Source organism: Rhodothermales bacterium (genome assembly GCA_039944855.1).
GTDB lineage: Bacteria > Bacteroidota > Rhodothermia > Rhodothermales > JANQRZ01 > JBBSMX01.
Window position 1 is genome coordinate 32,236 of sequence record JBDUXZ010000033.1, and the last position, 21,296, is coordinate 53,531.

The window sequence follows — 21,296 nt, forward strand, 5'->3', positions numbered from 1 at the left end:
CCGAAGCAATGATTCCGCAGCGTACGGCGTGATACCCGTCCGCCCCTCCTTCTCCCTCCCCGACCGCATGCGACTCCTCGCGCTCGCCGCGCTTCTCCTCGTCCCCCACGCCGCCGAAGCGCAGGGCTTCCGCACGTTCAACGACCGCAACCACCCTGAAATCGACTGGCAGGTCGCCGAGACCGAGCACTTCGAGATCGTCTACCCCGAGCGGCTCGCCGGCATCGAGGCCGAGGCGGCAGCCGTCGCCGAGGAGACGTACGCGGCGCTCGCCGAGAACCTCGGCGTGACGTTCGACAAGCCGATCCGGGTCTATCTCTCGGACGAGGACGAGATCGCGAATGGCGTCGCGTTCAGCGTCGGCGCGGGATTCACGAACATCTGGGTCCACGTCAACGAGACGGCGGACATCTGGACGGGCGACGTGAAGTGGCTGCGGAAGGTGATGGCGCACGAGATCGCCCACATCTTCCACTACCGCGCGATCCGCTCGCCCATTGGCCTGCTCCAGAACATCTTCGCGAACCCGATCCCGAGCTTCTGGGCCGAGGGCTTCGCGCAGTACCAAACGGAGGAGTGGGACGCGCAGCGCGGCGACCGCTGGCTCCGCACGGCCGTCTTCGAGGATCGGCTGAGCTACGCCGACGGCACCTCGTCGTGGAACGGCCGGCTGAAGTACGCCGTCGGGAACGCGCAGGTGCGCTACCTCGCCGACACCTACGGCGACACGACGCTCGTGAACATTCTGGAGCACCGGAAGCGGCTGCTGCCCGGCGTCCGCGTCCACGACTTTTACAGCGCCTTCGAGGCTGAGGTCGGCACGCCGTACCGGGAGTTTTACGACGAGTGGCGCAAGCACGTCAACGTCTACTACAACACGCTCGCCGGGCAGATGGAGCGGACGGACTCGCTCGGGACGGCGCTGAAGATCCCCGGCGCGTACCTCTACGACGTGCGCTACAGCCCGGACACGTCGAAGGTGGCGGCGCTCGTGCTCTCGTCCGTGGCGCGGCCCGTCCGCCGCCTCGCCGTGATCGAGGGCCTCGCGGACACGACGCAGGCGCGGAAGGTCCGCGTGCTCGCCGAGGGCTCGATTGAGGCACCGTTCGCGTGGAGCCGCGACGGCGAGCGGATCGCGTACGCCCGGACCGTGCGCGGGCGCTACGGCTCGCTCGTGAACGACCTCTTCGTCGTGGACGTGGCGACGGGCTACACCGAGCGGCTCACGTACGACCGCCGCGCCTCGTCGCCGGCGTTCGGACCGGACGGGAGCGTCGCGTTCATCGGCAGCGCGGGCGGGACGGCGAACGTGTTCGTGCGCGCCGCCGACGGGGCCGAAACCCGCCTCACCGACTTCACCGGCGACGTGCAGCTCACGACGCTCCGCGCGAGCCCCGACGGCCGCCGCCTCGCCTTCGCCCGCTTCGGCCCGACCGGCGAGCGCGACCTCGTCGTGTTTGACTTCGACACGGGCGATCTCATCTCCGTCTCCGCCGGCGACGCCGACGACCGGATTCCGGTGTGGAGCTACGACGGCACGCGCCTCGCCTTCACCTCGCTCCGCGACGACGCGCCGAACGTGTTCGTGGTGGACCTCGCCCCCCCGCTTCTCTCGCATCGGGCTCCGGGACACGTCCCTGTGCCCTCAGGCGTCGAGAAGCTGTCCCCCTTCAAGGAGGACAGCCCGGTGAAGCCGGGAGCAAGCCTTGCGAGCGACCGCGAACCGGGCGGGGGGTCCGAACGCCGCGTCACCCACCTCTTCGGCGGGGCGACGGCCCACGACTGGCTCCCGCCCGACTCGCTCCACCCCGACGGCCGGATCGTGCTCGTGACGAGCGAGAGTAAGCGGCGCGAGCAGGCCTTCGCCGTCGACGCCCGCCGGACCGTCGAGGTCGAAGCTCCGGCGACGGCACCCGATGCGTACGCGACGTGGACCGCGCACCGGCCGCCGCGTACGATCCCGAACGCCATCGCCCCGGACGCCGCCCTCGTCCGGGATCGCTACAGCTACAACTCGTGGGCGAACATCACGCACGCCGGCTCCTTCGCCCTCCCCTACGCCGAGCTCGACGGGAGCGATTACGGCGTGTTCGGGACGACGCTCTGGCTCGAACCGCTCGGCAAGCACGTCTTCGTCGGGCTCGTCTCCGTGTCGATCCCGAAGTTCGCGGAGCAAACGCTCGGCTTCCTCTCGTACACCAACAACCAGTTCCTGCCGTCGCTCACGCTCAACGCGTACCGCTACCCGAGCCCGGCGCGGTGGTACGGCGCGGGACTCCTCGTCGAAGACCTCGTCGGCGGCGACCTCACGGCGACGCTCCCGCTCGACCTCACGACGGCCCCGTTCACGAGCACGTCCGTCGACGCCCGCGTCCGCTACGCCTACGCCGACCCGTTCGACGACAGCGCGTTCGACGACATCGAGACGACAGGGCTCGTGCGGCCGGAGGCGGGGTATCGGTCGGAGCTGCGGCTCGGGTTTACGGCGAAGCGGCAGCGACCGTACCGCTACAACGACGTCTACCCGCTCGACGGCATCGGGCTGCGCGCGCGCGTGACGGCGGGCCTGCCCGTGCTCGGCAGCGACGCCGAGTTTGTGCGCCCGGACCTCGCCGCGTACTGGGTGTCGCCGCAGCTCGGGATCGGCCGGTTCTACGCTTACGGCCGCGCGCAGGCGCGATTCGGCGACGCGCTCGCGCAGGACTTCGTCGGCCTCTCGCGCTACGACGACATCGACCTCCAGCTCCCGTTCGTCGAGCCGATCACGCTCTCGGAGTCAGAGCGCGTGCGCGGCTACCGGCGCTACGCCGTCGGCGACCGGCTCGTCTTCGGGACGCTCGAATACCGCCTCCCACCCGTGTTCGACCTCGGGACGCGGCTGCTCGGCTTCCTCGAACTCGGCCGCGTCTCGCCTGCCTTCTTCGTCGATGCCGCCGCCGTATGGACCGGAAATGACATCGACGACGCGGTTCGGCGCACGGGCGTCGGGTTCGAGCTGAAGAACCGGGTGAGCCTCGGCGGCTTCCCGCTCGTCCATGCGCTCGGCGTCGCGCAGGAGTGGGACGACCTCGGCCGGACCGTCGAATGGGACGCGATCGATCTCTACTACCGTATCCAGGCCACGCTGCCCTTTTAGCCAAACCTACGCGGCGACCGGGCGTTGACGGGGCTCCCCTCACCCAGCCCCTCTCCGATGATTCAGATCGACTTCCCCGGCGGGACGATGCCCGCCCTCGGCCTCGGCACGTGGCAACTCAAGGACGACGAGGCGACCGAAGCCGTCGCGCACGCCCTCGACCTCGGCTACCGGCACATCGACACGGCGCAGGTCTACGACAACGAGCGCGCCGTCGGCGTCGGGCTCCGCACCGCGGACGTGGACCGCGACGCCGTCTTCCTCACGACGAAGGTGTGGCGCGACAAGCTGAAGCGCCGCGCCCTCATCGCCTCGACCGACGACAGCCTCCGACGGCTCGACACCGACTACGTGGACCTCCTGCTCATCCACTGGCCGAATGAGGACGTGGAGCTTGCAGAGACGCTCGACGCGCTCCAGGAGGTGCAGCACCGGCAGCGGACGCGCCACATCGGCGTCTCCAACTTCCCGCCCGCGCTCTTCCGCGAGGCGCTGGCCATCGCCCCTGACCTCGTCTGCGATCAGGTCGAATATCACCCCTACCTCGCGCAAGAACCGCTGCTCGATGTTCTCCGCGCGCACGAGATGATCCTCACGGCGTACAGCCCGCTCGCGCGCGGCGAGGTCTTCGACGAGAGTGTCGTGCGCGAGATTGCCGAGACACACGGCAAGAGCCCGGCGCAGGTCGTGCTCCGCTGGCACCTGCAGCAGGACCGCGTCGCCGCGATTCCCAAGGCCGCCTCGGCCGCCCACCGCGCGAGCAACTTCGACGTGTTCGACTTCGCCCTCTCCGACGACGAGATGGCGCAGATTCACAGCCTCGCCCGCGAGGACGGTCGGATGATCGATCCCGATTTTGCCCCGGATTGGGATGCCGCCTGAACGCAGCGAAATGGTGTCGTAGAGACGCAGCATGCTGCGTCTACATGCCGTGCGTCTACCCCACGTGCATCTGCAGCTCTTCGCGGCGGTGCTTCTGGCGGAGCTTGCGGAGCGCCTTCTCCTTGATCTGGCGGACGCGCTCGCGCGTCAGGTTGAACCGCTGCCCGATCTCTTCGAGCGTCAGCGGGTGCTCGCGGCCGATACCGAAGTAGAGCCGCGTGATCTCGGCCTCGCGGGCGTGCAGCGTCGAGAGCGCCCGCTCGATGTCGATCTTCAACGACTCGTCCATGAGGTAGTCGTCGGGCGAGACCTCCTCCTCGTTCGGCAGCACGTCGAGGAGCGAGTTGTCGTCGTCCTCGTTGAACGGCGCGTCCATCGAGAGGTGGCGGCTCGTGTGCTTGAGCGCGTCGCGGACCTTCTCGGGGTCGATCTCGAGCTCGGCGGCAAGCTCGTCGATGTTCGGGTTGCGCTCGTGGACCTGGGAGAGCTTGGCGCTGGTCTTGCGGATCTTCGAGATCGTGCCGATCCGGTTGAGCGGGAGGCGGACGACGCGGCTCTGCTCGGCGAGGGCCTGGAGGATAGCCTGGCGGATCCACCAGACGGCGTACGAGATGAACTTGAACCCGCGCGTCTCGTCGAAGCGCTGCGCCGCCTTGATCAGCCCGTAGTTCCCCTCGTTGATGAGGTCGGAGAGCGTGAGCCCCTGCCCCTGGTACTTCTTCGCCACCGAGACGACGAAGCGGAGGTTCGCGCGGACCAGTTTGTGGAGCGCTTCGGCCTCGCCCTGCTTGATGCGCTGGGCGAGGTCCACCTCCTCCTCGGGCTTCAGCAGAGGAATCTGCCCGATCTCCTGGAGGTACTGGTCCAGCATGCGCTGCTGGCGGGGGACGTACATAGGGCTACGGGTTAGGGTTAAATCGGCACGAGGCGCGTCCACGGTCAGGCACCGCACCTACCGGGCGTAGCGTCGTCACGACGCCCGAGCGGGATACCGGTTCCTAGCCGCACACGGCCCGAATAATACAGGCGAAAAGACGGTGCCGCCCGGTTACACGGAACAGGCGCGGCCTCAGTTTCCCCGCCGCCCCCCTCGCCTACGAGCGGGACCATAAATTTCAACGCCTCCCGCCCGACCCTGCCCCCGCCCCGGCGGCCGGTCCTCTTCGTAGATTCCGGCTCTCCCGTCCGCCCCCCATGTCCCCTCTCCCCGCCGACCCCTTCCTCCTCGACTGCCGCGGCCGGCGGCTCGACGCGCGGCCGGGCCGGGCGCACGTGATGGGGATCCTCAACGTAACGCCGGACTCGTTCTCCGACGGCGGGCAGTTCTTCGGACACGGTCTCGACGTTGCGCTCCGCCGGGCCGAAACGATGCTCGGCGAGGGCGCCGTGCTGATCGACGTCGGCGGCGAGTCGACGCGGCCACGGGGGACGGTGTATGGCGAGGGGGCCGCGCCGGTCGGCGAGGACGAGGAGAAGCGGCGCGTGCTGCCCGTGATCGAGGCCGTGGCGGCACGGTTTCCCGAAGCGCTGATTTCGGTGGATACGTACAAACCCGGCGTGGCGGCGGCGGCGCTGGAGGCGGGCGCGCACCTCGTCAACGACGTCACCGGCCTCCGCGGCGGCGACGGCACGGCGCGAGCCGCGGCACGCTTCGGCGCTCCGCTCGTGGTGATGCACGCGCTCGGCGAGCCCGGCGCGATGCCGCACGCCCACGCCTACGGCGACGTCGTCGAAGAGGTCAAAGCCTCCCTCGCCGCCTCCGTCCGCGCGGCCGAAGCGGCGGGCGTGCACGACGTGATCGTGGACCCCGGCTTCGGCTTCGGGAAGTCGGCCGAGGAGAACCTCCGGCTCGTCGGACGGGCCGACGCTTTTCTCGCGCTTGGCCGGCCCGTGCTCGTCGGCATCTCGCGTAAGAGCACGATCGGCGCCGTCCTCGGGCAGCCGGGCACGCCGGTGCCCGTGGAGGACCGGCTCTTCGGAACGCTCGGCGCGACGGCCGTGGCCGTGCTGCGCGGCGCCTCCATCGTCCGCACCCACGACGTGCGCGCGACGGCGGAGATGCTCCGCGTGCTGATGGCGACGGTGACCGCCGCGGCCGACACCCCGGCGACCGAATCGGCCGCATTCGCGGAGGACGGCCGGTGACCCTCGCCATCAACATCGGCTTCATCCCGTTCGACTGGCAGGACCTCCTCGACGTCCTCATCGTCGCGTTCCTCGTCTACCAGCTCTACCGGCTGATCCGCGGGACGATCGCGGTGCAGGTCTCGTTCATCCTGCTCGGCATCTACATCGTGGACGTGCTCGTGCGCGCCGCCGGGCTGACCACGCTGCGGGCGCTCTTCGGTGCGATCAGCGAGGTGTTCGTCCTCGCCGTCATCATCCTCTTCCAGCCCGAGATCCGGCGGCTCCTCTTCATGCTCGGCCGCAACCCGCTCGTCCGCCGCTTCGTGGCGACGCCGGCGCGCGAGAAGGCCGTCAACGAGTTCGTCGCCGCCGCCACCGAGATGTCGGAGAACCGGATCGGCTCGCTGACGGCGTTCGCGCGGTCGTCCGGCCTGCGGAACTACGCCGAGAGCGGGACGCCGATCAACGCCGACGTCGAGCGCGACCTCCTCACGAGCGTGTTCTTCCCGAACTCCCCGCTCCACGACGGCGCCGTGATCATCGAGGACCAGAAGATCGCGGCGGCGCGGTGCATCCTCCCCGTCTCCGAAGCGCGCCGGCTCGACCCCCACCTCGGCCTCCGCCACCGCGCCGCCGTCGGGCTGACGGAGCGGACGGATGCGTTCGTCGTGGTGACGAGCGAGGAGACCGGGAGGATATCGGTCGCGGAGAACGGCATCATCCACACCGGGCTCACGCCGCAGGAGCTCCGCACCCGCCTCACCGAAGCCCTCGTCCAGCGCAACCCCGACGAGCCCCCGCCGCCCGCCACGGACGATCTCGACGGGGCCTGACGCCCAGCGCGGCCGGGCCTGCGCTATTCACGGAGGGTGCGCCGCCGCCCGGTCCGGGTCGCGCAAACGCCGTCGTACCTTCAGCCCCCTCGTCCTCGCCTCCCTGCTATGCCGCCCCGCACGTACGACCGCCAGCGCAACGCCCTCGTCGCCCTCCTCCGCGAGAAGGGGATCACGGACGAGCGCGTGCTCCGCGCCATCGCGGCCGTGCCCCGCCACGAGTTCGTCGAGGCCGCGCTGCAGCACCGGGCCTACAAGGACGAAGCCCTGCCGATCGGGCTGAAGCAGACGATCTCGCAGCCGTTCACCGTGGCGTATCAGTCCGCCCTCCTCGGCGTCGGCTCGGGCGACAAGGTGCTGGAGATCGGGACGGGCAGCGGCTACCAGGCCGCCGTCCTCTGCGAGCTCGGCGCGCGCGTGTTCTCGATCGAGCGCCACGGCCCGCTCCTCGAACGGACCCAGACCGTGCTCGACCGCCTCGGCTACCGCGCCCTCACCCGCCACGGCGACGGCACGCTCGGCTGGTCCGCCCCCGCCCCGTACGACGGCATCGTGGTGACGGCAGGCGGCACCGAAGTCCCCGACGCCCTCCTCGAGCAGCTCCGTCCCGGCACGCCCGGCACCCCTGGCGGTCGGCTCGTCATCCCCGTCGGCGACGCCGACAAGCAGACGATGCTGCGCATCACGCGCACCGGCCCCGAGCACTTCCACCGCGAGGAGTTCCTCGACTTCCGCTTCGTCCCGCTCGTCGCCGAAGACGGCGGCCGCTGACGCCCCTCTCTCCTCTCCCGTATGGCTTCCCCGACCTCGCGCCCCCGCGCGCTCTTCACCCACTTCACGCAGGGCCTGCTGATGGGCTCGGCGGACATCATCCCCGGAGTCAGCGGCGGGACGATGGCGCTCATCGTCGGGATCTACAAAAACCTCATCGCCGCGATCGGCGATGCCGTCACGGTGGTGCTGCTGCTCGTGCGCGGCCGGGGGCGCGAGGCGATGCGCCAGTTCGCGGCGCTCGAATGGTCGCTCCTGCTGCCCGTCGTCGGCGGGATCCTGCTCGCGATCGCGCTCGGGTCGCTCTTCATCCCCGAACTGCTGGACCGCTACCCGGTCGAGTGCCGGGCGCTGTTCTTCGGGCTCGTCGCGGCCTCGCTCGTGATCCCGTGGCGCGAGCGGCGAGAGCACCGCGCCTCGCATTACGCGATCGCCCTCGCCGGGGCCGTCATCGCGTTCGTGCTCGTCGGCCTCCCGCGCAGCGCCGACGCGGCCGACCCGTCGCTCCTACGCATCGGGCTGACGGCGGCCGTCGCCATCAACGCGATGATCCTGCCGGGTGTGAGCGGGGCGTTCCTGCTCGAAGTGCTCGGGCTTTACCGGACGACGCTGGAGGCGCTGCGCGCGCTCGACGTGGTCTACGTCGCCGCGTTCGCCCTCGGCGCGGCCGTCGGCCTCGGCGCCGCCGCGAAAGCGCTCTCGTGGCTGCTCGACCGCCACCACGACCTCACAATGGCCGTGCTCGTCGGCCTCCTCGCGGGCTCGCTGCGGGCGCTCTGGCCGTGGGTCGGCCGCATCGCCCACGTCCACTCGGACGGGACGACGACGTACGTCCCGGACCCGTCGGTCCTCCTCGCGCCGGGCGAGGGCTGGCCGCTCGCGCTCGGCCTCGCGCTCCTCGGCTTCGCGTTCGTGACGGCCCTGGCGTGGATCGGCCGCCGCCGCATCGCCACCGGCGACGAGACCCTCGCCCGCGAGCACGACGACGTGCACGCCTGAGCCTTGAATGTCCCGCCGCGCTCAGTCGTCGCGCGGGACGGCGGGCGTGCCGTAGACCGTCCGGCTCCCCTGATCGAGCCCCGCGAGCCCGCCGATGACGGCCCCGGCCGCCCCGAAGAGCACGCTGCCGACGAGCGCGCCACCGACCGGGCTGAATTGAATAATCTCGCCGTCGTCGTTTGCTCCCCCCACGGCACCGACGACCACGCCGAGGCCTGCGCCGTAGACCGCTCCGAGCCCGAGCCCTTCGAGGACGCCGCGCCCCCGGTCGGTGAAGCGCACCGACGCGAGTTCGCTTGTAGGGACGGAGCGCATCTCGCCCGTGCTCGGGTCGATCCACGTCGTCGCGTCGGGGGCGATGTGGAGGCCACGCGCGCGGACCTGCTCGCCACCGTCGAGCGTCACGAGCGCGGACTCGGATTCGGCGCGGGTGTTGACGCCGGCGCGGGAATCAGGCGACGTAGCATCGAACGGGCGGCTGTGCGTGCAGCCGGTGATCGTGAGCGCGGCGAGCACGAGGAGGCGGGAGCGAAGCGAACTCATAGCAGACAACCGTCAGTTGATCGATAGCCCAAGCTAACGCATCGACGGCCGGTTCACCTCGTCTACGACACCGACGATCGTCGCGTCCGTCGCGGTGAGGTCGTTCTTCGGCTTGAACGGGATCGCCGCCTCGGCGCTCGTCACGAAGATCACGGTATCGCCGACGCCCGCGTCCACGGTGTCGAGCGAGACAATCGGGCCGCCCTTGAGCGAGCCGTCGAAGTGGAGCGGCTGCACGAGCAGCATCCGCTTGCCCTCGAGCGACGGATCCTTCTGCGTCGCCCACACGCTGCCGATGACGTGGCCGAGGTTCATCGGCTCGTGACCGCGGCGCGGCGCTTCACCTCTTCGACCTCGCCCTCGTCCACGTCGAGCCGGTCCACGATCGCCATGATGACGGCGTCGACGGGCTTGCCCTGCGTGAGCGCCGTCTGCCGCCCGCTCGACCCCTGCGCCACGAGCACGATCTCGCCGACGCCCGCGCCGACCGAATCGACGGCGACGACGAACGCCTCTTTCGGCGCGTAGTCGAGCCCGACTTCGCGGACGATCTGGAACGTCATCCCGACGGTCTGCTCGTCCTTGCGCGTGGCCCAGACGGTGCCGATGACTCTGCCTAAAATCATGAGGGTGCGGAAGCGGTGGAGAGGGAGAATACGGCGGCGCGCTACCGTTCGCCAGCGTCGACGAGCGCGATCGTGCAGCGGCTGACGCAGACGAGCCGGTCGTCGTCGTCGGTGATGCGGATCTGCCAGACCTGCGTGGTGCGGCCCGCGTGGAGCCGCTCACCGACGGCGCGGAGCGTGCCCGATTGCACGGGGCGAACGTGGTTCGCGTTGATCTCCAGCCCGAACGACACCTTCTCGGGGAGCACGCCGACGGCCGCCCCGATGCTCGCCACGCTCTCGGCAAGGACGACGCTCGCGCCGCCGTGGAGGTAGCCGAGCGGCTGGTGATGGTCCGGCGTCACCGGCATCGTTGCGACCACGCGCTCGGGCTCGATCTCTTCGAAGACGATGCCGAGGAGGTCACCGAGACCGCCGGTGGCGGAGAACGGGAGGTCGGGGAGGGCCATGCGGGGAGAGGCGGCGAGTGGAGGCGTAAAGGTACGCCCGCTACGCCTCCGTCTCCATCGTCCGCTCGCGGCCGGCGAAGCGCGTCGGCGGTGGGGCTTCCACCCGCGGCAGCCGCACGGTGAACGTCGAGCCGGCGCCCTTCGCGCTCTCGACTTCGATCGCCCCGCCCATCAGGTCCACGAGCTGCTTCGTGATCGCGAGGCCGAGACCCGTCCCCTCGTGCGAGCGGTCGAACCCGGTGGACTCCTGCTTGAAGTTCTCGAAGAGGTAGGGCAGGAAGCCCTCATCCACGCCGATGCCGGTGTCGCGGACGCGCAGCACGGCCAGCCCGCCCTCGGCGTCGACCTCGACCGTCACGCCGCCCGTGCGGGTGAACTTGATGGCGTTGCCGACGAGGTTGTTGAGGATGCGATGGAGGCAGCCGGGGTCCGCCGCCGCCCACACGTCCGGCGTTCGATGTTCGAGCGTGAGCGTGAGCCCTTTCCCGTCGGCGAGCGTGCGGAGCACGTCGAGGGTGTGCTCGGCCTCGTCGGCCACGCGAACGGGCTCGGCGACGACGTGCATCTCGCCCGCCTCGATCCGCGCCATGTCGAGGACGGAGTTGATCGTGCCGAGCAGGCGGATGCCGGCCCGCTGGATGATCTCGACCATCTCGAGGTGCTCGCCGTCGAGTTCGCCCGTGAGCATCTGCGTCGAGCCGATGATGCCGTTGAGCGGGGTGCGGATCTCGTGGCTCATGTTCGCGAGGAAGTTCGACTTTAGCCGGCTCGCCTCCTCGGCCTGCTCCTTCGCCCGGATCAGCTCAGCCTCGACGCGCTTCTGCGGCGTGAGGTCTTTCGCCACGCAGACGACGCCGAGCACGTCGCCCTCGTCTCCGCGCATGGCGGCGGCCGAAAGCGAGACGGGCAGCCCCGGTCCATCGCTCCCGCACAGCCGAGTCTCCCGGTTTCCCGAGTAGCCCGCCCGCACCACTTCGCCGAGGAGCGTGTCGGCCTCGGCCGCGCCGCCGCCGAGGAGCGAGCCGAGCGGCTGCCCCTCGAGCGCCGCCGCCGAGCCCCCGACCGCCGCGCCGGCAGCCTCGTTCGCCATCTCGATCACGCCCTCCGCGCTCACGACGAGGAGGGGGTCGGCCATCGAGTGGATGATCGTGTCGAGGTAGTGCTTCGAGACGGTCGTGCGGCCGAGTTCCTCCGTCATCAAGTTGAAGGCGTCGGCGAGGTCGCCCACCTCGTCCTGCGAGCGGACGTCGAGCCGGTAGTCGAGGTGGCCGCGCCCGACGAAGCGCGTGGCCTCGGTCAGCGAGAGGATCGGGCCGGAGATGGAGTTGGCGATGAGGATGCCGAGCACGAGCGTCATCCCGATGGCGAGGAGGACGGCGACGAACAGCATCCGGTCTGCCTGCGTGAGCTGGACGCGGACAGCCTCCGTCTCCGTCGCGAAGCTGAGGCCCGCGCTGCTGCGGTACTGGGCGAGCGGCGGCAGGAGTTCGTACTGAAACGTGGCCTCGATGGAGTCGGCGAGGAGCGAGGCGGCGAGGCGGCCGGCGCGCGACTCCGTCAGCTCGACGAGGTGCTCCACTTGCCGCTGGTAGTCGCTGAACGCCATGCCGAGCGCAGCGAGCGATGCCAGCCGCTCGTCGGCGGCGGCGAGGTCGCCCGGGCGCTCCCAGCGTTCGGCGCGGGCGCGGCCCTTCGCCGTCGCCGATCGGCCCTCCGCGAGGTGGCCCTCGAACTCCGTCAGGGTTTGCTGGAGGGCCTCGGCCGTCACCTCGCTCCGCTCTGCGACGAGATCCCGTGCCGAAGCGAGGCTCTCCCGCAGGGCGAGCGTCATCTCGATGGCGTGGCTGATCTCCGGCACCGCGCTCTCGCTGAGGTGCGTCACGCCGGACTCCACGCGCCGGTTCATCGTCTGCGCCACGTACCCGACGCACCCCACCAGCAGCGCGACGAGGGCGAAACCGAGCAGGAGCTTCTGGTAGAGTTTCATCGGTCGTGCGGTGTTTCCGCGTGCTAGTGACGGCGATACCGGAACAGGATACCCATCCAGTTTAGGCATCCTCGTATGACACGGTACGCGCGCAAAGGGAAACGCCTCGTGCCCGACCAAGAGGTAAGAACGTGCCTACGCCGGGTGCTTTCTACCCCCGGCAGGTCGGGGACAGTCCGGACTAGTCGTCCAATTGCTCTCCCCACCACGCCATCATTCCCTCTTCCGTCCGACCGAGGGGAGCGCCCACCGCGCAGTACTCGCCCCACATCATCTCGCGAATCTGAGCGGCAAAGACCGGATCTCCGTCGGCGAGACGCAGGATCCGGGGGGCGAGGGCGAGACGGCCTGCGGCAGCAGCCGCGGGGCTGGGAGCGACGGTGTAGGCGGAGTACGACATGGCTGAGGAATCGAGTAAGAGAGGACTCCTGCCCCCAGGCTAATTCTGTGCCTCCGCGCTTCCGCCGCGTTCCCAACGACCCTCGTAACCGTGTGGCGGCAGCGCCGAGATACTAACCTTACTATTAATTTTTCGCTATTCTAATTACCGTAAGCCGTTGGCTATCCGGCCATTAACCCTAAGGCCGTTCGGAGGATTTTACAACTACTCTTTTTACACATGACAAAATACAGTATGCTACACCGTAGGTAAACACTGTTTTCAGGGTTTCCCCCACCCCCTGCGTGTGCCCACCACCTTAACACTCCGCCATGCTTCCTAAGGAAATCGCGGCCCGGACCAGCCGCCCTTCCACAACGACCGTCACGGATTCGGACATCGACCCCGGCCCACTCGGCCTTCGCGAAGTGATCGTGCGCTCGCGCCGGATGAGCCTCCGCGAACGCACTCGCTTTTTCACGACGTGGGTGCAGGGCATGCGGCGGCGCGAGGACAGCCTCCACCTCCGCCCCATCGCCTCCCCGACCGACCGCGTCACCCTCGTCGGTGATCACACGACGGAGGGCGACCGCGAGATGCTGATGTTCGGGGCGAACTCGTACCTCGGGCTGATGACGCACCCGTACGTCAAGCAGCGGATGAAGGAGGCCATCGACACCTACGGCGTCGGCCTCAGCGGGTCGCCCCTGCTGAACGGGCGGAGCCGGCTCCACATGGCGCTCGAAGAGCGGATCGCCGCGATGAAGGGGAAGGAGGAGGCGGTCATCTTCCAGAGCGGCTACGGCGCGAACGTCGGCCTGCTCTCGACGCTCACCGGCCGCGCCGACCACATTCTCTGCGACCGGCTCAGCCACGCCTCGTTCATGGACGGGACGAAGATGAGCGCGGCGCGGACCCTCACCTTCGGCCACAACGACATGGCCGAGCTTGCCGCCCTCCTCGAAGGGCTCGACGACGACCCCGGCGACACGTTCGTCGGCGTCGAGGGCGTTTACTCGATGGACGGCGACCTCGCCCCGCTCGACGAAGTGGCCGCGCTCTGCCGCCGCCACGACGCCTTCCTCATCGTCGACGACGCGCACGGCACGGGTGTAACCGGCCCCGGCGGCCGGGGCTCGGCCTCGCACTTCGGCGTGACGAGTGAGGTAGACCTCATCCTCGCCACGTTCTCGAAGGCGTTCGGCGTCACCGGCGCCGCCGTCGCCACCTCGCGCGAGATCGCGGAGTACCTCCGCTACAACGCCCGGAGCTACGTCTTCTCGACCTCGATCCCCCCGGCGTCCGTCGCCGCCGTGATGGCGAGCCTCGACCTCATGGAACAGGAGCCGGGCATCCACGAGCGGCTCCGCCACCTCATGGCGTACACGGCGCGCGGCCTCCGCACCCTCGGCTTCGACCTGCCCGAGCCGGAGTCCGCCATCATCGCGATCATGGCGCCGGAAGGACTGGACGTCCGCTCCTCGATCCGTGACCTCCACCGGCGCGGCATCTTCCTCAACACCATCGAATACCCCGCCGTGCCGGTCAACCAGCAGCGGTTCCGCATCAGCCTGATGGCGACGCACACGGAGGAGGACGTGGACCGGATGCTCGACACGTTCGCCGACGTGTGGGACGCCTATGCACCCCCGGAGCACCGCCTCAGCCGCTCCGGCCCGGCCAACGTGACACACTTCGGTGACGGCCTCGCCGGCCCTCCGCCGTCGCTGTAACCCCGGACCGCGTATCCTCACGCCGTAGGGGCGACCGGCCGGTCGCCCCTACTTTTTTTGCTTCAACGGAACGAACGGCCGCCGCTCTCGAACGCCACGCCGAAGTGTGCCGCGACCGTCGCCGCGTGATCGGCGAAGGTGGTGCAGGTGCCGAGATCACGCGGCTCGCCGCCGACGAGGAGGATGGGGACGTGCTCGCGCGTGTGGTCCGTGCCGGGGAAGCACGGGTCGTTGCCGTGGTCGGCGGTGAGGAGGAGCCGGCCGCCGTCGGGCAGCGCGGCGAGAATCTCGGGCAGCGCGCGGTCGAAGGCTTCGAGTGCGCGGGCGAAGCCAGGCGCGTCGTTGCGGTGCCCGTAGAGCTGGTCGAAGTCGACGAGGTTGGTCCAGATGAACGTCCGGTCATCGCCGCTGCGCATCGCGTCGAGCGTCCGCGCGACGCCCTCTTCGTTGCTCGTCGTCTTGAGGATCTCGTCGAAGCCGACGTTCCCGAACAGGTCGCCGATCTTGCCGACGGCGACGGTGCGGACGCCCGCCGCCTGCAACGCCTCTTGCAGCGTCGTCCCGGACGGCTTCAGCGAGTAGTCCTTCCGTTTCGCTGCGATGCGCTCGTACGCCCCCGCCGTGCCGGTGAAAGGCCGCGCGATCACCCGTCCCACGGCGTGCTCGCCGACGCAGACCTCTTCCCGTGCGATCCGGCACAGTTCGTAGAGCCGTTCGAGCGGGATCACGTCGGTGTGGACCGCGATCTGGAAAACGCTGTCGCCGGAGGTGTAAACGATGGGGTGACCCGTCCGCTCGTGCTCCGGCCCGAACGCCTCGATCACGGCCGTGCCTGAGGCCGGCTCGTTCGCGAGAATCCCGCCACCGCCCGTCGCGTCGAGGAACCGCTCGACGACCTCGGGCGGGAAGCCGTCGGGGTACGTCGGGAACGGCGTGGCGACGTGGAGGCCGGCCAGCTCCCAGTGCCCCGTCGTGGAATCCTTGCCAGCGGAGATTTCAGTCATCCGTCCGAACGACGCAGTGGGCGCGTTCGTCGCGGGCACGCCGTCGAGCGGGGCGATGCAGCCGAGCCCGAGCCGGGCGAGGTTGGGGAGCGCGGGGCGCTCGGCGGCACAGACGTGGCCGAGCGTGTGGCTGCCGGCATCGCCGTAGGCCTCGGCGTCGGGCTGCGCACCGGTGCCGACGCCATCGAGCACGATCGTGACGAACATGAGGCTTACGTGTGGAGGTGTGGGAGTATGGACGTGTGGACGTCTCCCTATCCCGCCCGCTCTCGTTCAATCACCCAATCGGCGACCGCGAAGCAGCGGCGCAGCCAATCACTCAATCACCCGATAACGACCGGTTCCTGCGCGGCGACGGCCTCTTGCAGCGCGTTCGCGGCGTCGGCGCGGAGCGCGTCGGCGTCGGCGTGGCGGGCGCCGAGTTGGGCGACGCCAATCGCGAGCGGGAGGCCTTTCTCGGCCGCGCGGTCGCGCACGTCGTCGGCCCACGCTTCGAGGGCGTCGAGCTCTTCGTGGAGGAACACGCCGTACATCTGCTCGCCGAAGCGCTCGATGCGGCCGTGGTGCGGGTGGTCTTCGAGGTGGAGCCGGAGCTCGCGCTCGGCGGCGGCGACGGCGTCGGCCCCGTCCTCGGCGACCTCTTCGGCGTCGGCGCGGTAGACGAGCGCGAGGGCGAGGGCGTGCTCCTGCGCGCGGGCGCGGCTCATCTCCTCGGCGATGATGGAGCGGCGCGTCGGGACCGAGCGGAGGTTGGCCTCGGCGTCCTCGGGCTGCGCGAGCATCGTCCCGAGCAGGCCGGCATAGCTGAGCAGGAGCGTGCGCTGGCGCTCAGTGAAGCCGACCTGGTCGGGCGCGAGGTCGACGACGAGGAAGACGGGCTGGTTCTGCTCGTCGCGGACGGGGAGCACGGCGACGCCGCCGACGTGGACCGGCTGCCGGTAGTAGGGCAGCGCGCGGATGAGCGGGTCGTTCTCCTCGAGCACGGTGATCGAGCGGTCGAGCGAGACGTGGCTGGCGAGGTGGTCGGCGGCGGCGAAGCGGCCTTCGCGGCGCACGGCCGGGCTGTGCGAGAGCGCGGCCTCGAGGGTGTACGCGTTGCCCGAGCGGTCAGACGAGAAGAGGGCGACGGTCTGGACTTCGGTCGCGGCCCACAGCGCGCGGAGGTAGGAGTTAATCGCTGTCGGCGAGTGGACGCGCCAGAACGGGGAGTCGTCGCGGGACTGGAGCACGGGGACGGGCTCGACGCGGCGGCCCGTGGACGCGGCGCGCGGGGCATAGACCTCGTCTTCGTGGACGGCATCCTCGTCTGCCTCTTCGGCATCCGGCAGTTCGTCATCCGATGGGTCAGCCTCGGATGCGGCGACGTACGCCACCTCGTCCCGGTCCTCGTCGCCCCACGCCTCGTCGACGGCGGTCGTCTCGGCCTCGGGGTCGAGCTCGGCTTCGAAGTCGTCGGCGACGGCGAGATTCCACCCGTCCTCCTCGACGTCGTGGTGGGCCGGCGGCGCGTCGTACTCGGACGACGCGGCCTGCTTGGGCCGGATGCCGGAGATGCCGAGCGAGCGGAGTTCGGACTCGCGCGACGGGATGGCCTCGTCGCGCTGCCGTTCCGACGCGGCGCGGCGGCGGCGGCGCTTGAAGGCCAGGGCGAGGAGGGTGAGCAGGGCGAGGAGGAGGAAGGCCCCGGCGATGACGAGGAGGAGCGTGTTTTCCATCAGGTATCCAAGGACGGCCGCGATGACGGCTAGCGCAGGGAGGATCACTCGGGCCATAGTGCTGTGCGCTAGCCGCGCATTTCAGAGGGGAGATGCCGCGTCGAATCTACCCGCGCACGGCCCCGATGTCAACAGATTGACGCGGGTTTGGGCAGACCGTCTCACGATGAGAAGTAACGCGCGACCCGGTCACCACCCCGCCCTTCCTGTCTCGATCTCGTGCCGCACCGAGCGACGTAATACGCTCTGGAACACGAACTGCATAGCTTCCCGTACGACCCCGAGCTAACGTGTCGTACCGATAGCTCCGATCGCCCCCGATTTTCTTCGCGCTGAGTCCGGCTGCTGACCCGACCCGAGCGCGCGCGCCCGGCCCCTCAGGAGTGAGGGGGCCGGGCGCGCTCTTTTTACCACCGGCGCCGACCGGCACCTACCCCACCTCGGCGTAGCCCTCCGGCACGGGCACGAACGTCGGCGCGCCCGTCGGGATCGTGGCGATGCCGGCGGGGAGGTCGACGCTCGGCAGCGTGAGCGCGGGCGTCTCGCCATCGAGCGGGTTCGGTTCGGCCCAGAGGTCGCCGCGCGTGCTCTCCATCACGACGTGGTCGCCGGCGCGGCCGAGGACGTAGTCGCGCGTGAGCGGGACTTTGCCGAACGGGGTGTCGAGGACGTACGTCGGCACGGCGAAGCCGGAGGTGTGGCCGCGCAGCCCGCGCATGATCGCCATGCCCGTCTCGATGGGCGTGCGGAACGCCGCCGTCCCGCCGATGAGCTGGGCTTGGTAGATGTAGTACGGCCGCACCCGCATCGCCACAAGCCCCTCGACGAGCGCCTTCATCGTCGCCACGTCGTCGTTGATCCCGCGCATGAGCACGGTCTGGTTGCCGACGGGCACGCCCGCCTCGGCGAGCTTCGCGCATGCGGCGGCGGCCTCGGGCGTCAGCTCTTTCGGGTGGTTGAAGTGGGTGTTGAGCCACACCGGATGGTGCGCCCGCAGGAGGTCGCAGAGATCGTCGGTGATGCGGTACGGCAGCGTCACCGGCAGCCGCGAGCCGATGCGGATGACCTCGACGTGGGGGATCGCACGGAGCCGGCCGAGCAGCCAGCCGAGATTCGCCTTGTTGAAGACGAGCGGGTCGCCGCCGGTGAGGAGCACGTCGCGGATTGCCGGGTGCGCCGCGATGTAGTCGATCGCCTCGCCGAGCTCGTCCTTCCGCATCATGAAATCGGCGTCGCCGACCATCCGCTTGCGGAGGCAGTAGCGGCAGTAGATCGCGCACTCGGCCGTGACGCAGAAGGCGACGCGGTCGGGGTAGTTGTGGATGAGGTTCTTCACCGGCGAGTGGCCGACCTCGTCGAGCGGGTCCACGACGCCGACGATGTCGGGCGCGAGCTCGCTCATCCGGGGGACGACCTGCCGCCGCACGGGGCAGTCCGGCCCGCCCATCAGGCTCGCGTAGTACGGCGTGATGTTCCAGCGGAAGATGTCCGCCGTCGCCTCGATGGCCGCCAGTTCGTCGGCCGTCGGCTCGATGTAATCGCGGAGCGCGGCCTCGTCGTGGACGCGGTGGCGCATCTGCCAGCGCCAATCGGCCCACTGCGGATTTGGAATTTCGGATTTGGGGTGGGCTTCCATCGGTGCCTGGAATCGTAGGGGCGAACGGCGTTCGCCCGCTTCGGGATGGGCGCGCTGCCTCACGGGCGGCCGTCCATGTTGGGGTAGCGGCGGAATGCCTTCATCACGGCGGGGTCGCGCGTCGTCTCGAACGCCTCGCCGCACTTGCCGCAGCGGAACGTGATCTCGCGGGGCTGCGCGGAGATGCCGTTGAAGAAGTTGAGCCAGCCGCCGACGCCGTAGCGCATGTCGGGGCGGGCGAAGTGGTGGTAGCGGTCGTGCCCGCACGAGCAGGTGGGGCGCGGGGAATCGGGCGTGCTCATGGGTCCACCCTACGCCGCGACCGCAGAGCGGATTCCGAACGCCGTGTGGATTCAGCGCCCGCCCGGGATGCGCATGCGGAACCGTTCCGCCACGCCTCGCCCGCACCCGACCCCGCCGACGGGGACGCCTCGGGATGGCGTAGGACATGCGCGCCGAGCCACCTATCTTGGCCGGCGGCGGTTAGCACGGCGCCCGCCACCGTTCATGTTATGTAGGGACGATTTCAGTTTAGCCCCGTGTGGTTATATGGTTTGCATCCTCCCCAATTCGACTGATCAGAGGTAGTCCTGTCTTATGGATCTCCTAGAAGACATCAGGAGCAAGCTCCCCGCAATACAGTCCCACCCTTCTGAGGAGGGGATCAAGGCCGCCCTGCGCCATGTGGAGGTAGCAGAGCGCTGGTTGCTGCGGGGACGTGACGAAAAAGACGAGGACCTATTTAATGATGTCATATACCGGACAAACCAGGCGTTCGAAGGAATGCTAAAAGAGGCCTTCACCGTCTTGGCGAGCCAAGACGGATCTAGTTTGTCAACTTACAAAATCGAAAACCATCTTGTTAGTAGCAACATTTTATCAGATAGAGTGATGGCCCTTTTTACCAACTATAGACAAGAGTGGCGCAACAAATCAACACATGATCACAAGCTATTCTTTAGTGAACAGGAAGCACTTCTTGCAATTGTGAGCGTGTCTGCATTTGCCACTATTTTAATAGACCAGATAATCGAATTCACCAGTGCCCAAGCAGAAAAAGAAAAAGTTGAGAACAGGAAAGCCGAGCTGACCGCTGAGATCGATAGCGCCAAGAAGTCCTCTTTCCGGGAAGAGGTGATCTCCCTCCTTATGCTATTTGGAAACGAATTATCTAATGAAATTGACGGTCAAACTGAAATGAGAGAAGTGGAATTAATAGGAAGAATGGTTGGTTTCATCCAGACTGTAGACCCATCTATTAACATAATGAGGGAGCCTATTTTGTCGGATGGAAGATCAAGAGCTGATTTAATACTAAGCAGAGGTAAGACCAATATTGTTGTGGAAGTAAAACGAGGTTCTCCCAGATGGTTTAAGAGCTTTCAAGAGAGAGGGCTGTCCCAGGTCATGAACTACATGGACATGTCGGCCACCAGGCACGGGATTCTATATATATCCCCTTACTTGAAAGGTCAAGACATGCGTCACGATGAGGTTTTTTCAGCGAAAGGGCCACAAAAAACCACAATTGATATGTTGGTACCTGTGAAGCCGGACGCATAACCAGCGTTCGCAGGCCCACCGGCCACTTCACCGCCTTTGCTGCCTTACCGACAGCGGCTACTTTGCTCGTTTCACCGTATCGCCGCGTGCGACGGGTAAAGTGCCATCCATTCTACCCCACGCCGAGGCGGCGCAGCCCGCGCGCGAGGAGGTCGGCGAGGAGGTCGGGGTAGGGCCGGTTCATCAGCTCGGCGATGATGGCGAACGTGCCGTCGGGTACTACTCCGTACCTTCAGCGGGATGAAGATCCCGAATGCTGCCGCCGCCTTCGTTCCCCCGGACAAGCTGACCGGCTATCTCCTCGCGCTTGCACACCCTGTCGGCGGCCCGAAGGCACGGTTCTTCCGAGCGCATGGGTTCGACGAGACCAACACAGCGGAGCTAGAAGGGGGCTTGCTCGCTATCGTTCGCCGCGCGGACGCCGAAGCCAGCGAGAGCCCGCACGGCACGAAGTACGTCGCAGACGGCCGGCTCCCAACCCCGAGCGGTCGTCGCGTGCGGGTGCGGACGGTCTGGGTCGTGGACCCAACGGACCCTCGCCCGCGTCTCATTACCGCCTACCCTGCGTGACCTACCGAGAACATCTCATGATCCGAGAACATGATACCGTAGTGCTAAGGCGCGACCTCCCGACTCTGGGCCTGAAGCGAGGGGATGTCGGAGCGGTGGTTCACGTCTACGGCGATGGGGCGGCTGTGGAGGTGGAGTTCGTCGCTGGAGCCGGGACGACGGTTGGGGTGGAAACGCTGGAACTGGAGGATGTACGTCCGCTCGGCCGGGACGAGATTCTACACGCACGCCCCATAGCTGCTTGACCCTTCGCTGTACGCCGCCGGGCTTCCCCGCCTTACACGTCGGGTCCACGTTGCTATCACCGGAGGCCGGGTCGCCCAGCGAGAGGGAGCGGCCATGC

At 68.5% G+C, this 21,296-nt stretch carries 20 protein-coding genes; 10 read left to right on the forward strand and 10 right to left on the reverse strand.

The annotated features are described in order from the left end of the window. Window positions 1-67: 67 nt before the first annotated feature. Window positions 68-3,136: a BamA/TamA family outer membrane protein gene (locus ABJF88_16665; protein MEP0548570.1), complete on the forward strand. Its 3,069-nt coding sequence runs from the start codon at window positions 68-70 to the stop codon at window positions 3,134-3,136. A 57-nt stretch (window positions 3,137-3,193) separates the two neighbouring features. Further along, window positions 3,194-4,018 carry an aldo/keto reductase gene (locus tag ABJF88_16670; protein ID MEP0548571.1) on the forward strand — a complete coding sequence of 275 codons (825 nt, stop codon included), beginning with the start codon at window positions 3,194-3,196 and terminating at the stop codon, window positions 4,016-4,018. Between the two features lie 55 nt (window positions 4,019-4,073). Here the strand turns inward: ABJF88_16670 and ABJF88_16675 are convergent, their stop codons facing one another. Beyond that, window positions 4,074-4,913: an RNA polymerase sigma factor RpoD/SigA gene (locus tag ABJF88_16675; GenBank protein ID MEP0548572.1), complete on the reverse strand. Its 840-nt coding sequence runs from the start codon at window positions 4,911-4,913 to the stop codon at window positions 4,074-4,076. Between the two features lie 299 nt (window positions 4,914-5,212). Here ABJF88_16675 and folP point away from each other — a divergent pair, with 299 nt between their 5' ends. The 4 genes from folP (at window position 5,213) to ABJF88_16695 (ending at window position 8,748) form a co-directional block, all read left to right on the forward strand. Then, window positions 5,213-6,163, forward strand: coding sequence for a dihydropteroate synthase (gene folP / locus ABJF88_16680; protein MEP0548573.1), 951 nt, complete (start codon window positions 5,213-5,215; stop codon window positions 6,161-6,163). Next, window positions 6,160-6,978 carry a diadenylate cyclase CdaA gene (gene cdaA / locus ABJF88_16685; GenBank protein MEP0548574.1) on the forward strand — a complete coding sequence of 273 codons (819 nt, stop codon included), beginning with the start codon at window positions 6,160-6,162 and terminating at the stop codon, window positions 6,976-6,978. Before folP ends, cdaA begins: the two co-directional genes overlap by 4 nt. 108 nt (window positions 6,979-7,086) lie before the next feature. Continuing rightward, window positions 7,087-7,749: a protein-L-isoaspartate(D-aspartate) O-methyltransferase gene (locus ABJF88_16690; protein MEP0548575.1), complete on the forward strand. Its 663-nt coding sequence runs from the start codon at window positions 7,087-7,089 to the stop codon at window positions 7,747-7,749. 21 nt (window positions 7,750-7,770) lie between these two features. After that, on the forward strand, window positions 7,771-8,748 hold the full coding sequence (locus ABJF88_16695) for a DUF368 domain-containing protein (GenBank protein ID MEP0548576.1): 978 nt from the start codon (window positions 7,771-7,773) through the stop codon (window positions 8,746-8,748). A gap of 21 nt (window positions 8,749-8,769) precedes the next feature. Here the strand turns inward: ABJF88_16695 and ABJF88_16700 are convergent, their stop codons facing one another. From ABJF88_16700 to ABJF88_16720, 5 genes are read right to left on the reverse strand one after another with little or no spacing between them, the layout of a single operon-like run. Next, a complete protein-coding gene (locus ABJF88_16700) occupies window positions 8,770-9,291 on the reverse strand; it encodes a hypothetical protein (GenBank protein ID MEP0548577.1) in 522 nt (173 codons plus the stop codon). A 33-nt stretch (window positions 9,292-9,324) separates the two neighbouring features. Then, complete coding sequence (locus ABJF88_16705; protein MEP0548578.1) at window positions 9,325-9,606, reverse strand: EutN/CcmL family microcompartment protein; 282 nt, start codon at window positions 9,604-9,606, stop codon at window positions 9,325-9,327. Then, window positions 9,603-9,917, reverse strand: a complete 315-nt coding sequence (locus ABJF88_16710) for a EutN/CcmL family microcompartment protein (GenBank protein MEP0548579.1) — start codon at window positions 9,915-9,917, stop codon at window positions 9,603-9,605. Before ABJF88_16710 ends, ABJF88_16705 begins: the two co-directional genes overlap by 4 nt. A gap of 41 nt (window positions 9,918-9,958) precedes the next feature. Then, window positions 9,959-10,366, reverse strand: coding sequence for a PaaI family thioesterase (locus ABJF88_16715; protein ID MEP0548580.1), 408 nt, complete (start codon window positions 10,364-10,366; stop codon window positions 9,959-9,961). Window positions 10,367-10,406: 40 nt separating this feature from the next. Beyond that, entirely contained in the window at window positions 10,407-12,353 is a 1,947-nt protein-coding gene (locus ABJF88_16720; GenBank protein MEP0548581.1) for an ATP-binding protein, read from the reverse strand. 711 nt (window positions 12,354-13,064) lie between these two features. On the opposite strand from ABJF88_16720, the gene ABJF88_16725 reads away from it, so the two are divergent. Next, the gene (locus tag ABJF88_16725; protein ID MEP0548582.1) at window positions 13,065-14,465 is read left to right on the forward strand and encodes an aminotransferase class I/II-fold pyridoxal phosphate-dependent enzyme; all 1,401 of its coding nucleotides are present in this window, start codon (window positions 13,065-13,067) and stop codon (window positions 14,463-14,465) included. A gap of 62 nt (window positions 14,466-14,527) precedes the next feature. Here the strand turns inward: ABJF88_16725 and ABJF88_16730 are convergent, their stop codons facing one another. The 4 genes from ABJF88_16730 to ABJF88_16745 all read right to left on the reverse strand — a co-directional run bounded on the left by ABJF88_16730 (window position 14,528) and on the right by ABJF88_16745 (window position 19,122). Further along, window positions 14,528-15,676 carry a phosphopentomutase gene (locus ABJF88_16730; protein MEP0548583.1) on the reverse strand — a complete coding sequence of 383 codons (1,149 nt, stop codon included), beginning with the start codon at window positions 15,674-15,676 and terminating at the stop codon, window positions 14,528-14,530. Window positions 15,677-15,792: 116 nt separating this feature from the next. Continuing rightward, window positions 15,793-17,241 carry a hypothetical protein gene (locus ABJF88_16735; protein ID MEP0548584.1) on the reverse strand — a complete coding sequence of 483 codons (1,449 nt, stop codon included), beginning with the start codon at window positions 17,239-17,241 and terminating at the stop codon, window positions 15,793-15,795. A gap of 373 nt (window positions 17,242-17,614) precedes the next feature. Next, window positions 17,615-18,820 carry a KamA family radical SAM protein gene (locus ABJF88_16740; GenBank protein ID MEP0548585.1) on the reverse strand — a complete coding sequence of 402 codons (1,206 nt, stop codon included), beginning with the start codon at window positions 18,818-18,820 and terminating at the stop codon, window positions 17,615-17,617. Window positions 18,821-18,879: 59 nt separating this feature from the next. Beyond that, on the reverse strand, window positions 18,880-19,122 hold the full coding sequence (locus ABJF88_16745; protein MEP0548586.1) for a hypothetical protein: 243 nt from the start codon (window positions 19,120-19,122) through the stop codon (window positions 18,880-18,882). Window positions 19,123-19,417: 295 nt separating this feature from the next. Here ABJF88_16745 and ABJF88_16750 point away from each other — a divergent pair, with 295 nt between their 5' ends. The 3 genes from ABJF88_16750 to ABJF88_16760 all read left to right on the forward strand — a co-directional run bounded on the left by ABJF88_16750 (window position 19,418) and on the right by ABJF88_16760 (window position 21,198). Continuing rightward, complete coding sequence (locus ABJF88_16750; protein ID MEP0548587.1) at window positions 19,418-20,383, forward strand: hypothetical protein; 966 nt, start codon at window positions 19,418-19,420, stop codon at window positions 20,381-20,383. 240 nt (window positions 20,384-20,623) lie between these two features. Next, on the forward strand, window positions 20,624-20,953 hold the full coding sequence (locus ABJF88_16755; GenBank protein ID MEP0548588.1) for a DUF6883 domain-containing protein: 330 nt from the start codon (window positions 20,624-20,626) through the stop codon (window positions 20,951-20,953). Next, a complete protein-coding gene (locus tag ABJF88_16760) occupies window positions 20,950-21,198 on the forward strand; it encodes a DUF4926 domain-containing protein (protein MEP0548589.1) in 249 nt (82 codons plus the stop codon). Before ABJF88_16755 ends, ABJF88_16760 begins: the two co-directional genes overlap by 4 nt. The last annotated feature ends 98 nt before the right edge of the window (window positions 21,199-21,296 follow it).